Here is a 14321-nt window from a genome sequence, read left to right as displayed (position 1 = left end):
GTCCTAAAAGACCGTTGACTTGTATGCAAGTTGCTTATTTATATATAAGCTAATTTTGACTTTTGAAATCAGGGCTGTATTTGTCGTCAAATTTATAGCTTTCGAAGTCAAGGAAGAATATATTTAAAAAACAACTAATAAATTTAATATTATGAACAGAGTTCTTAAATCTACGACATTATTTAAAGGAAAAAGGCAAAGGTTGAACTGCTTTTTTGCATTTATATTGTCTTTCATGTTTCTGAGTGAAACGGTGTATGCTCAATCACGAGTTGTTACAGGTATTGTTTATGGGGACGGGGAAGCATTGATTGGTGCCAATATAAAAGAAAAGGGTACGAATAACGGTACAATTACTGATCTGGATGGAAAGTTTTCTTTCAGAGTTAATAATGGCGCAAGTCTTGAGGTCTCTTATTTGGGATATGAGACAAAAACGGTACACATAAAACAACAATCTAATCTTAAAATAGAACTTGATGCCGATAATAAGGTTTTGGATGAAGTGGTAGTAGTCGGTTATGGTATACAGAAGAAAAGGTTGATAACAGGTGCGACTGTTCAAGTGAAAGGAGAAGATATTTCTAAAATGAATACGGTTAGTGCACTTGGTGCGTTGCAAAGTCAGACTCCGGGCGTAAACATTACACAGCAAAGCGGAAAACCGGGTGATGGCTTTAAAGTCGTTATACGTGGACTTGGAACAATTTATAATTCGGAACCTTTGTACGTGATAGATGGCGTGCCCGGTGGAGATATTAACATGCTGAATCCATCCGACATTGAGACTGTTGATGTATTGAAAGATGCGGCAACCTCTGCTATTTATGGAGCGAGAGCTGCTAATGGAGTAATCTTGATAACGACCAAACAAGGCAAAAAAGGAAAGATAAGTGTTCAATATGACGGATATGTAGGATGGCAGAATTTGGCTAAAACAGTGACTCCGCTCAATGCACAACAATATGTTGAATTGATAAAGGAAGGTGGCGACTATACAGATACCAATTTCCAACAAGAAGTTCCTTTATGGGATAAAATACAGAGTGGAGAATGGAAAGGAACTAATTGGCTGAAAGAAATGACCCGGAAGAACGCTCCAATGCAAAACCATGCTTTTAATATTGCAGGAGGAAATGAATACTCGACATTTTCAGTCGGTCTTTCTTATACCTCACAAGAACCTACTATCGGTTTTAAAAAGGATTATGAAGTAGATCCTGATTATGAACGTTATACAGCCAGAATCAATTCGGAACATACGATTATTAAAACAAAATCATTCGATGCACTTCAATTCGGACAAACTTTAACTATCGGTTATGTAAATAGAAGCGGTTTAGGTATGGGAACGGGTAATATGTATTGGAATGACGTAAGAAATGCGCTTGTTGCCAATCCTTTGTTTCCAGCATATAAGGAGAACGGTGATTTTGAATGGCCGGTATTGTTGGATAAAGATGCTGTTAATCCTTTAGCGGAAATGTATTATTTGAGAAGTATGGTAAATAGTCAGAATTATTCTGCTCGTGGAAGTTTCTATGTAGTTGTACAACCGATAAAAGATTTAAAGTTTAAGTCGAATTTCGGTTATGCCTTTAATGGTTGGAGTAGTCGGGAATATCGTCCTGCTTATCAGCTGAACGAAAAAAGTTATCAAAAAGAAGATTATACGTCTCAGGGTTCCGGTAATGGATTACAATGGAGCTGGGATAATACTTTAGCTTATGATTTTGCAATAGCTGATTCTCATAAGTTCAATACCATGATTGGTATGGCTCTTGAAAAATGGGGCTTAGGTCAGGATATTAACGGTAGTAACAAAGGTTCGGAATTCAGCGATTTCGACCATGCTTATTTGAGTAATGTGAAATCAATCGCCTCTGGTAGAACGACATTGAGTGGTTCCCCTTGGTCTGAAGGTTCTATAGCCTCTTTCTTCGGGCGTATCAACTATGATTATAGAGGAAAATATATGGCTACCATTTTATTTCGCGGAGATGGCTCTTCTAATTTTGCAAGAGGAAATCGGTGGGGATATTTCCCTTCATTCTCTTTAGGCTGGAATATAGCTGAAGAACATTTTATGAATTCGAGTAGAGATTTTTTTGATCTTTTGAAATTAAGAATGAGCTGGGGAGAGAATGGCAATAATAAGATTCCTAGTAATCGCTATTTGCCTTTGATAGCTTTGGGAAATTCCCAGAATGCGGCATGGTATTACTTTGGTACGGATAAGAGTAACCCGGCGATTGGGTCGTATTCTGAATTTATTGCCAATCCTGATTTGAAATGGGAAACTTCGAGACAACTTAATTTTGGTTTGGATAGCCGTTTCTTCAATAATAAATTAGGATTTACGTTCGACTGGTATAAGAAAACAACAAAGGATTGGTTAGTTCAAATACCGGCTCTGGGTATTTGGGGAACTGGCGCACCTTATATCAATGGTGGTGATGTAGAAAATTCGGGATTTGAAATCAGTGCAGATTGGAATGATAGAATCGGGGAATTTAAGTACGGAATAAGAGGTAACATAACACATAATAAAAATGAAGTACTGAAAATAGAAAATGCAGAGGGATTATTCGAAGCCGGTTCCGGATTATTAGGACATAATACGGGTAATTTCATTCGTGCGGAGGTTGGTTGCCCTATCGGTTATTTTTATGGTTATAAGACGGCCGGTATTTTCCAAAACCAAGCTGAAATAGATGCGTATGTTGATCCGACAACAGGCAAGAAAATTTTACCGGATGCTAAACCGGGTGACGTAAAATTTGTCGATAGAAATAAGAATGGAGAAATAGATCAGGATGATAGATGCATGATTGGTAACCCTCATCCGGATTTTACGTATGGTTTATCCTTAAATATGGAATGGAAAGGGATAGATTTATCAATAACAGGTTACGGTGTAATGGGTGTTCAAAATGCAAAATCATATCGTAGTTACGGAAATAAGGCACTTGATAATTATACGACGGATGATTTAGCCCGTTGGTATGGAGAAGGTACTTCCAATCGCTTGCCTAGTATAAACGGTTCAAGTATAAATTGGCAGTATGTATCCGATTTATATATCGAAGATGCCGACTTCTTCAAAATAACCAATTTAACATTAGGATATGATTTCAAGAAAATATTCAAGAAATTGCCTCTTAATCAATTGAGAGTTTACGGAACTGTTCAGAACCTTGTCACATTCACAAAATACTCGGGAATGGATCCCGAAGTCGGTTACGGTGGAGACACTGCATGGGCTACGGGTGTTGATTTAGGTTTCTATCCAAGTGCACGAACCTATATGGTTGGAATTAATATTAAATATTAGTCTTAGTGCTATTTATTCATAAATAAAAGTATTCAAATCATGAAAAAAATATTATCGATTCTATTTATAGCATGTATTCTATGGGGTTGTGAAGACTTCCTCGATTCAGAAAATAAGGTTAAAAAGAGTGAGGAAAATTATCCTCAATCACCTTCTGACGCGTCTCAGTTATTGACCGGTGTATATTCCATTTTATCTCGTTCGGAGCCATTGGGGACGCCATTCCTAACTTCCGAATTGATGTCTGATAATGTTTTCGGGGGTGGAGGACCCGGTGATAAATCTTGTAAAGCACTCGACCAATTTAAGAAATCGGGTGATGATATGTTTCGCCAATCTTGGAGAGCCCACTATTTTGGGGTATATCGTAGTAATTTCTTGATTTCCAAATTGGATGATATTGATTGGGATGATGAAACACAAGCTAATAAAATAGCCGGACAGGTTTACTATTTGAGAGCACATTTCTATTTTGAGTTGTCTTTGTTGTTTGGTGAAGTTCCTTTGGTAACAGTTCCTTATTCTGTTAATATTCCTCAGACTCCGGCTGCTCAGACGTATGCTCAAATAGCATCCGATTTGAAAACGGCAATAGAAAAACTACCGGCAACTGATTATCAGAATATTGATAAGGATAAAGATTTAGGTCGTGTCACGAAGTGGGCTGCCGAAGCTTTGATGGCTCGTGTGTTTTTGTTCTATACCGGTTATTATGATAAGGAAGCTCTTCCTCTGCCGGATGGTGGCTCCATTACCAAACAACAAGCGACGGATTGGTTGGTGGATTGTATCGAAAATAGCGGTCATGATTTGGTTAGTGATTTTAGAAATCTATGGCCGTATGCTTATGCTCAGGATTATGCTTATACCAAAGAGAATAATTTAAAATGGGAGGGTGATGGAAATAAAGAGACAGTTTTTGCCATCAAATATTCAACGATATCCAATTGGGATTTAGATTATCAAAAATGTAATCACATAGCCTTGTATTTAGGTTTGAGAGAGCAGAACACGAAAAGAACTTCTCCGTTTGGAATAGGTTGGGGTATGGGCACTGTCAATCCAAAGCTTTGGGAGGATTGGGATGATGCCGATTTGCGTAAGCAAGCTTCTATTATCAATGTGAAGGATAAGAAAGAGATTGTGTATTATGCAAATGGTGGTGGTTCACAAATGGATGAAACTTACTACATGCAGAAGAAGTATACCCCTATTATGGTGAAAAATTCAGAGGGTGTTTTGGTAAATTATAGTTGTGTATTATATAATATGACGGAAACGAACTATTTGTTGACTAATACACAGGATCTTGTATTGATGCGTTTTTCGGATGTACTGTTGATGGCAGCTGAATTAGGAGCACCCAATGCACAAAATTATCTCGATAGGGTGAGAAACCGCGTAAGTTTGCCGTCTGTTCCGGCCACTCTTGAAAATATTAAAAATGAACGTCGTTTCGAATTAGCATTCGAAGGCGTGAGATATTATGATTTACTTCGTTGGCATGATTGGAATGTGATTACTGAGAATCAGACGGATATCAAAGTTCGTAATAATTCGGTAGAGACTCAAAAGACGGTAACATTCCGCTCTGAAACAGGAGGATTCTTACAAATACCGAAAACAGAAATCGAGTTGTCCGGTGGAGTATTGAAACAAAATCCGGGATGGGAAGGCACGGGTAATTATTTAGATTAATTAGAATTCGGAAAATATGAAGTCAATCGATAGAAGACATTTTCTCAAAACTTCCGGAACTTTAGCTGTGGCGGCTGCTTTACCGGAATTTGTAAGTGCAGCTACCGGAAAGGAAGAAAAATATATGTTGAAGAAGCAAAAGATTTCTGTGAATGATGATTGGGATGTAATTGTCATCGGAGGAGGACCGGCCGGCTGTGCTGCTGCTATTGCTTCGGCCAGAGAAGGTTCTAAAACTTTACTTATCGAAGCATTAGGGCAATTGGGAGGGCTGGGTACTGCCGGCATGGTTCCGGCATGGTGTCCTTTCTCTGACGGAGAGAAAATAATATATAGAGGATTAGCTGAAAAGATTTTTAGAGAATCCAAGAAAGCAGTGCCACATGAACCGGAAGATAAATTGGATTGGGTCAGCATTAATCCTGAATATCTGATGTCGGTATACGATAATATGGTTACGGCAGCTGGAGTGGATATCCTGTTTTTTTCACAAGTGGCAGCTGTCGAGATGGATTCGAACGATACGATTGACGCATTAATTGTTTCCAATAAGGCCGGATTAACAGCATATAAAGCCAAAGTTTATATTGATTGTACAGGTGATGGAGATGTAGCCGCATGGGCCGGAGCAAATTACTTTAAAGGTGATAATCAGGGCGAATTACAAAAATCGACTCTTTGCTTTTCTGTAGCCAATGTGGATACTTATAACTATATAACAGGCCCTAACCTACATCATGCTAATCCGAACAGTGCATCTATCCAAGCTGTAAAAAGTGGAAGATATCCTTTGTTGGATACACATTGTTGCAGTAATCTAGTGGGGCCGGATGTTGTACAGTTTAATGCAAATCATATAAAGATTGCAGATACAACAGATCCCAAGCAATTGTCGGATGCTATGTTGACCGGAAGAAAAATAGCGATGCAGCATTTGGATATGTTGAAAGAGTTCAGACCTGAAACATTTGGTAGTTCTTTCGTTGCTCGTACTGCTATCGTTCCCGGTATCAGGGATAGCAGAAGAATAGAAGGTGATTACATCTTTACTGTGGAAGATTGGATGGCAAGAAAATCCTTTGACGATGAAATCGGGCGTAATGCTTATTTCTTGGATGTGCATAAGGCCGGATATGAGGAAGTTCACTACGGCAAGGGCGAATCACATGGTATACCTTATCGGTGCTTGACTCCAAAAGGTCTTAAGAACTTGTTGATAGCAGGCCGCTGTATTTCGACGGATGAACATGCTTTCGGAAGTTTGCGGGTAATGCCTTGTTGCTTGGTTACGGGGGAAGCTGCGGGATTAGCGGCTACTCTTGCCAGAGTGCAGAGTAAAAATGATGTGCACAAAGTTGATGTACAGAACCTTCGGAAAAGGTTAAAAGAAGAAGGACAATATTTCCTTTAATGAATAATATTTGGTTAATTAGTTAAAATATATTGGTTTATGAAACAACGACTCTGTTTAGTCCTGATGATATTCGCACTCATTGCTTGCAATGAACAGAAATCGAGTAAAATGCTTGATGATAGTAAAAGGAGCAAAGCTCAAGAATTGGTTTCTGTTTTGAATGTCCGAAAGGCCAAAGGAATTATGCTTGGACATCAGGACGCTCTAGCGTATGGTAGTATGTGGTATGGTGAAAAGGGTCGCTCTGATGTGAAAAGTGTCTGTGGAGATTATCCGGCTGTGGTAGGATGGGATATTGCCAATGTTGAACTTGGTGAGGCATTGAATATTGATTCCGTTAAGTTTCAGACGATTGTGGAATACATACAGATAACAAATGAGATGGGAGGAGTTAGTACAATAAGTTGGACAGCTAGAAATCCGGTAGAGGACAGTGCTGTTCAAGATCCTGTTTCGGCTATCTTAACTCAGAAGAAATATAAAGATAAATATGTATCTTATTTGGATAAATTAGCTGCTTTCTTCATTGATTTGAAAGATAAAGAAGGAAATCATATTCCTGTTATTTTTCGTCCGTTTCATAATCCCAACGTTGAGACCTATTGGTGGAATATAAATAGTTGCACAACAGCCGAATATAAAAAATTATGGCAAATGACTGTTGACTATCTTCGCAAAATGAAGAAAGTTGATAATCTTGTTTTCGCTTTATCTTTATATAATCCGCTTTCTACGGAAGAAATTTTAAATTGTTATCCGGGAGATGAGTATGTGGATATAATCGGTAGTGATCTTTATTTGGAACAAGCAAATGATCCCATGGGGAAAATGTATGTTGAAAATCTTAATAAAACGTTGGCAGTGATAACGGATGTTTCGGATAAAAAGAATAAGATACCGGCTCTTACTGATACGGGTATGGAAGGAATTAAGATACCGAATTTCTTTTCCGAACTTGTTTATCCGGTAATATCCGAATATCCGATAAGCTATATCCTATTTGGGAAAAATGCCTGGAATATAGAAAATTATTATCATATACCTATACCTGGGCATCCGGCTAGTGAGGACTTTTTAAAGTTTGTGGAAATACCCCGTATTCTTACTTGCAATAAGTTGGATAATAAAGGGTGACAATTATATAATGTAGAAATTTTATGTTTATGAATCTAAAACTAATAGTATTGTTTGCGATGACTATAGCGAATTCTTTCCGAATTTGTGCGCAAGAAGTTCTTCCTGCATATTTGGATGAATCGTTTCCTACAGAAGAACGGATTGAAAATGCCTTGTCATTAATGACTCTTGAGGAGAAGATTGCTATTTGCCATGCACAATCTAAGTTCAGTGCACCGGGCTGTCCGAGATTGGGAATACCCGAATTATGGATGAGCGATGGTCCTCATGGTGTACGAGTGGAATTTAAATGGGATTCATGGGAGCATGCAGGTTGGACTAATGACTCCTGTACAGCATTCCCTGCTTTAACTTGCCTTGCAGCGACATTTAATACTGAACTATCCTATAGATATGGAAATGCTTTGGGTGAAGGTGCACGTTTTAGAAAGAAAGACATGATTCTTGGGCCGGGCGTGAATATCTACCGTACCCCTTTGAGCGGAAGAAACTTTGAGTATATGGGTGAAGATCCTTATCTTAGTTCTACAATGGTTGTACCTTATATTAAAGGAGTACAGAAAAATGGGGTATCGGCTTGTGTGAAGCATTTCGCATTAAATAATCAGGAAAAGTGGAGGAATGATATTAATGTTGTAGTAAGTGACCGTGCTTTGAATGAGATATATTTACCAGCTTTTAAAGCTGCCGTACAAGAAGGAAATGTATGGAGCGTAATGGGATCTTATAATAAATTTAAAGGGACTTACTGTTCACATAATGATACGCTCATCAATCAGATACTCAAGAATGAATGGGGATTTGATGGAGTTATGGTTACGGACTGGGGCTCTGCTCACGATACGGATGAAGCGGCCCGTAATGGTCTTGACCTCGAAATGGGAACTTGGACAAATGGTTTAACATGGGGCATAAGTTCAGCTTACAATGATTATTATTTAGCTCAACCATTTTTGGATAAAATCAGGAAAGGAGAATTATCTGAAGCATTGCTCGATGAAAAAGTTCGTCGTATACTTCGACTTTATTACCGTACAGGTATGAATAGGAATCGCCCTTATGGCAGATTCAAAGCTCCGGAACATTATGAAGTTGCGAGAACTGTTGCCGAAGAGGGGATTGTCTTGATGAAAAATGAAAATCATTTCTTTCCCATTCCAGCGGGTAGATATGGGAAAATTGCGGTCATTGGTGAAAATGCAGTTAAACGATTATCCGAAGGAGGAGGTTCATCCGAATTAAAGCCACATATCGAAATATCTCCTTTACAAGGTATAGTTAATAAGTATGGAGCAGAAAACGTGGTGTATAGTATGGGCTATGCTTCAGGTGCTCCCTCATACAATGAGATACTGCCTTCGCCTTATGATGCGGATTCTCTGTTGAATGCAGCTGTTTCCGTAGCAAAATCCGCAGATGTCGTATTATATTTCGGTGGACTGAATAAGAATAATTCGGAAGATTGTGAGGGGGATGATAGGAAATCTATGAATCTTTCGTTCGGACAAGATAAATTAATTGAGGAGCTATTGAAGGTAAACAAGAATACGGGTATCATACTCATAAGCGGGAACGCAGTTGCGATGCCTTGGGTAGATAAAGTGCAAGGGTTGATGCAGGGATGGTATTTAGGTTCTATGGCGGGAGAGGCTTTGGCTAATGTTATTTCGGGAGGAGTAAATCCGTCGGGTAAATTACCTTTTTCTTTCCCTAAAAAGTTAGAGGATAACAGTGCGCATTATTTTGGTGAGAAGTCTTATCCGGGAGATGGAATTAATCAATATTATTTAGATGATATTTTAGTGGGTTATCGTTGGCATGAAAAGAAAAATATACTTCCTCTGTTTGCTTTCGGACATGGACTCTCTTACACAACTTTCAAGTATGGTAAACCGGTTGCTGACAAAAAGGATTATCATGTCGGAGATAAGATAAACGTATCTTTTACGATTTCCAATACGGGAGATATGGACGGTGCTGAGGCTGTGCAAATTTATGTAGAACAGAAGAATCCGTCAGTCTTACGGCCTGTGAAAGAATTGAAAGCATTTAAAAAGATATTCCTTAAGAGGGGAGAGACACAAACGATTAATATGGCTTTGGATTCGAATAAGTTTGCTTTCTATGATGAAGTGAATAAAAAATGGGTTTTGGAACCGGATAAATATGTTATTTATCTTGCATCGGCTTCTGATGATATAAGAGGTAAAACGACAATTGAAATAATTAAATAACTAAAATTTGATATATGAAAACAAAGGTTTTATTTTTTATGATATTACTTTCATGCACGTTTGGTTTTGCAGCCAACAGAGGTAATATATTACTTACCGGTGCGTCATTTGCAGTTCCTGAGAATGGATGGTTTGAGATTGGTTGCGAGGTGCTGGAGTTTACTCCGATAAACAGAGCTGTTTCTGGTCAAGCTATTATGCAAACTGCTCAAGCCATGAAGAATGGTGCGCTTTATACTACGTCGCAATTGGATGACATAGAAGCATTGGTGATTATGCACGTTCACAATCAGAATGTTGCTAAAGAGGATTGGCTGGAAGATGATTATAATGATTATACACTTACAGATGCTACTCCTTATAGCGTAGCTTATGATTATGTTATCCGTAAATATAAAGATGATTGCAAAAATCTGAAAGACGTACCTACTTCAAAATATTATGGAACAGCTGATGGCAAACCGGCAATAATAGTTTTGGGTACTCATTGGCATGATTCGCGTACGACTTTTAATCCCGCTATCCGCAAATTGGCTAAGAAATGGAATCTTCCTTTGATAGAATGGGATGCAAATATCGGCTTTACAAAAGATGTGTTGGATAGCGACGGTAGCCAGCCAAGCTTGAAGTTTGCCGGAGATACGGAAACTATTGATGGTGTGAAATATGGCTGGCATCCTCTCAGAGGCAAAGGACAATATATTCAAAAAAAGATGGCTGAGATTTATATCGCTAAGATGGCTGAAATTTTTGATATAGAGATTCCATTGACGGCAACTATGAAACCGAAAGAGATGATTATATTTGAAGGAGAAAAGGCACACGTTCGCTGTGTCTTCTCCGGTTTATCTCCTTTTAATCTAAATTATGAAGTAAATGATATGGCATTTGTGAAAGAGAATATAACGGATAATCCTTTGATATTGGAAATTCCTTATACTGTTAAAGAAGCTATTCATATAGTGCCGACGGGAATAAGTAATGTGCAAGTGAGTAATGGAGATATAGAAGGAACGGAGAATATTTGCTTTGCAAAAGATTCTATTGTTGCTTTTTTTGATACACATGTACATGAATCTTATAAAGACCAATCTTTTGCCGGTGAAAAGATTATCCAACTTAAGACCGGTGATGGTTGGAGCCGTCAAGCGTATTTCTCATTTGATCTGTCAAAGGTTAAGCTGACGGACAAAAGAATTGTATTCAGAAGCTATTTCTCAGAAATTAATCAATCTGACAATGAGACCTTGCAATTGGAAGGAAATACGGAAACGTATACCAACAAACTTAATTGGAACACAAAAGATGCGAAAGCATTTACGGTTATAGGTACGAATGAAATGTATTTTTCAGAGGCTGGAAGTTACATTTGTTGGGATGTTACGGATTTTATTAAGCAACAGAAAGAGAGTGGAGCCAATGTGGTTACTTTACGGATGAGTGTTATTGCAGGTGGTGCGGCATTGTGCAGTTTTTATTCAATGGAGGCCGATGAATTGAAATATCGCCCCAGCCTTTTGATCGCAGGTGATAATTCTCCTGTCGGGATTCGGGAAACCAAAGACGATTTACTAGACGTTGCCCCAAGTGTATTCAGTGACATGATAATTGTTAGAAATGAAGAAGGTAGCCGGATTAATATTTCCAATATTTACGGACAACGTTTTCACTTTGAGCATAGAATTCCCTCCAAGGAATATGTGATTGATACTGCATCTTATCCGGATGGAGTTTATCTGCTCCAATGTAGGAAAGAATCCGGCAAGGAAGTGGTGAATAAATTAATTAAGAATAAATGAAGAGAAGTTGTATTGGCATGAAGAAGGTTTTAGCGCTGTTATTAATAAGCTCAATGTCTGTTTCGTTGTTCTCGCAAAAAGATAATGGAACGGTAAAGATGGAACGTTTTGTCGAGGATTTATTAAGTAAGATGACACTTGACGATAAAATCGGTCAGATGAACCAATTAAATCTCGAAGGAATAAACGATACGCTACTTACAAAAATCAAAGCGGGACAAATCGGGTCTATGTTGAATATAACCGACCCTAAAGAGATAAATTTGGTTCAGGAGACTGCTGTAAAAGATAGCCGGCTCGGAATCCCGTTGATTATCGGTCGCGATATTATTCACGGCTTTAAAACCATCTTTCCTATACCATTGGGACAGGCAGCGTCGTTCAATCCGCAGATTGTGGAAGACGGTGCACGCGTGGCTGCCACCGAAGCTCGTGAAAGGGGTATTCATTGGACTTTTGCTCCGATGCTAGATATATCCAGAGATGCACGGTGGGGACGCATTGCCGAAAGTCTGGGAGAAGATACGTATCTCGCCGGAAAACTAGGTGCGGCTGTGGTAAAGGGATTTCAAGGTAATGATTTATCGTCCGACAATTCATTGGCTGCATGTGTAAAGCATTTCGTAGGTTATGGGGCTTCCGAAGGGGGGCGGGATTATAATTCCACGAATATCCCTGAACGTTTGATGCGGAATGTTTATCTGCCTCCTTTTCGGGAGGCGATAGAAGCGGGCGCAGTTACTTTGATGACCTCCTTTAATGACAATGACGGTATTCCGTCTTCGGGAAACTCTTTTTTACTGAAAGATATTTTGCGTAAAGAATGGCAATTCGACGGGTTTGTTGTTTCGGATTGGGCATCTATGAGTGAAATGCTTTCTCATGGATATGCAGTTGATAGAAAGGACGTAGCAATGCTTGCGGCAAATGCCGGTATCGATATGGAAATGGTGAGCGAGACATACGTTGATTATTTGAAAGAGTTGGTAACCGAAAAGAAAGTTTCTCTAGCCGATATAGACAATTATGTTCGCAACATTTTGAAAGTAAAATACCGTCTCGGGTTGTTTGATAATCCTTATGTAGATACTTCAAAGGTTTCTACGGCATATAGCGAACGACATTTGCAAACTGCTCGCAGAGCAGCGGTAGAATCCGCAATTTTATTGAAGAACGAGGACGTATTACCTTTGCATGTGAATCAGAAGATTGCTATAATCGGACCTATGGCGGATGCCAAGCATGATCAAATGGGAACATGGGTTTTTGATGGGGATAAGAATTATACCGTCACACCTTTGAAAGCCTTGCAGCGTGGGTACAAAAATGTATCTTTTATTTATGAACCGATATTAAATTATTCCCGTGATAAAAACAAGACTTTCTTTGAGAAAGCAAAGAAAGCGGTAGGGGAGGCTGATGTCGCTGTTGTTTTTCTTGGTGAAGAATCCATTCTGTCGGGTGAAGCACATTCCTTATCCAATATTAATTTGATAGGAGTTCAGTCGGAACTGCTGCAAGTAGTGAAGAGTTGCGGGAAACCGGTGGTTCTGGTTGTTATGGCAGGCAGACCTTTGACGATAGAGCGTGATTTGCCTTATGCAGATGCTGTCCTCTATAACTTCCATCCCGGAACGATGGGCGGTCCTGCCATTTGGGATTTGTTGTTTGGCAAAGAGAATCCGAGCGGTAAACTTCCTGTTACGTTCGTACGTGAAGTAGGGCAGATACCGATGTATTACAATCATAATAATACGGGACGTCCGGCACAATGGATTCCGACGTTGGATGAGATACCGACAGAAGCTCAACAGACTTCATTGGGTAATACGTCGTTTTATCTCGATTCGGGAGATAAACCGTTGTTCCCCTTCGGATACGGATTGTCTTATAGTAAATTCAAATACTCTGGTTTGCAATTATCATCGGATAAGATTAAGCAAGGCGAGACGCTGATGGTGAAAGCCACAGTGAAGAATGTTAGTAATGTGGATGGTGATGAGGTCGTTCAGTTGTACGTTCGCGATTTGGTCGGCTCTATTGCTCGTCCGGTGAAAGAGTTGAAAGGCTTTACTAAAATCCATCTTAAAGCCGGTGAATCCAAGCAGGTGGAGTTTCAACTGACGCCGGAAGAGCTTGCTTTTTATGGAAGGGATTTGCAGAAAAAGGCAGAAGCAGGAGATTTTAAACTATGGGTAGGACCTAATAGTGCGGAAGGGTTGGAGGGAGGATTCTCTTTGCAATGAGAGTGAACGGCTTTCTAAATACCGATGAATAGAGGATGGTATTTGGCAAAAGTACGTCATGAAGTAACAAAAGTATGGATAGAATCGATACTTTCGTAAATTTATAGATGTATCCGAGGCAACAGGTTTGCCTTGGATACATCTGGATTTGTTTTATGTGCGTGAGACAAACCAAAAGAATATGGAACGGTTGTGTGAGGATACCATGGGTAGCGAGTTTGTCTGGGTACAGTTTGCCATCACCAAGGATATTATAGAACAGGCAAAGCCCTGCATGCTTGTGGTGAATAATTCGTTTCTTGAAGGTACTCCTGTTTTCTTCTCGAGTATGTTGACAAGACAGCGGGCTTTGGACTTAGGCTCATTGGAACGTTTGGAGTGGCATATCCGGTTTGTCTGAAAGAAAACGGAGCAGTGCGGGTAGGGAAGAGTATGCTCATTCAATCGTTGTAGGTAGTG

The 14321-nt window shown here is 39.3% G+C and carries 8 protein-coding genes; all 8 read left to right on the top strand.

Annotated elements, in window-relative coordinates:
• Positions 1–151 precede the first annotated feature (151 nt).
• The 8 genes from DXB63_RS16720 to DXB63_RS16685 all read left to right on the top strand — a co-directional run bounded on the left by DXB63_RS16720 (position 152) and on the right by DXB63_RS16685 (position 14262).
• Complete coding sequence (locus DXB63_RS16720) at positions 152–3334, top strand: TonB-dependent receptor (RefSeq protein WP_122127527.1); 3183 nt, start codon at positions 152–154, stop codon at positions 3332–3334.
• A gap of 39 nt (positions 3335–3373) precedes the next feature.
• Positions 3374–5032 (top strand): RagB/SusD family nutrient uptake outer membrane protein, encoded by a 1659-nt coding sequence (locus DXB63_RS16715; RefSeq protein WP_122127526.1) that lies wholly within the window; start codon positions 3374–3376, stop codon positions 5030–5032.
• A 16-nt stretch (positions 5033–5048) separates the two neighbouring features.
• On the top strand, positions 5049–6443 hold the full coding sequence (locus tag DXB63_RS16710; RefSeq protein WP_122127525.1) for an FAD-dependent oxidoreductase: 1395 nt from the start codon (positions 5049–5051) through the stop codon (positions 6441–6443).
• 39 nt (positions 6444–6482) lie between these two features.
• Entirely contained in the window at positions 6483–7580 is a 1098-nt protein-coding gene (locus tag DXB63_RS16705; RefSeq protein WP_122127524.1) for a glycoside hydrolase family 26 protein, read from the top strand.
• Positions 7581–7609: 29 nt separating this feature from the next.
• A complete protein-coding gene (locus DXB63_RS16700; protein WP_199604232.1) occupies positions 7610–9817 on the top strand; it encodes a glycoside hydrolase family 3 C-terminal domain-containing protein in 2208 nt (735 codons plus the stop codon).
• Between the two features lie 14 nt (positions 9818–9831).
• Positions 9832–11616, top strand: a complete 1785-nt coding sequence (locus tag DXB63_RS16695; protein ID WP_122127522.1) for a DUF5040 domain-containing protein — start codon at positions 9832–9834, stop codon at positions 11614–11616.
• Positions 11613–13862, top strand: coding sequence for a glycoside hydrolase family 3 N-terminal domain-containing protein (locus DXB63_RS16690; RefSeq protein ID WP_233522887.1), 2250 nt, complete (start codon positions 11613–11615; stop codon positions 13860–13862). Before DXB63_RS16695 ends, DXB63_RS16690 begins: the two co-directional genes overlap by 4 nt.
• Before the next feature lie 127 nt (positions 13863–13989).
• Complete coding sequence (locus tag DXB63_RS16685) at positions 13990–14262, top strand: hypothetical protein (protein ID WP_122127521.1); 273 nt, start codon at positions 13990–13992, stop codon at positions 14260–14262.
• The last annotated feature ends 59 nt before the right edge of the window (positions 14263–14321 follow it).

The sequence above is a fragment of the Bacteroides sp. OM05-12 genome (genome assembly GCF_003438995.1).
Lineage (GTDB): Bacteria > Bacteroidota > Bacteroidia > Bacteroidales > Bacteroidaceae > Bacteroides.
The sequence above is the reverse complement of the archived record's forward strand: the minus strand, read 5'-3'. Positions and strand labels throughout refer to the sequence as shown.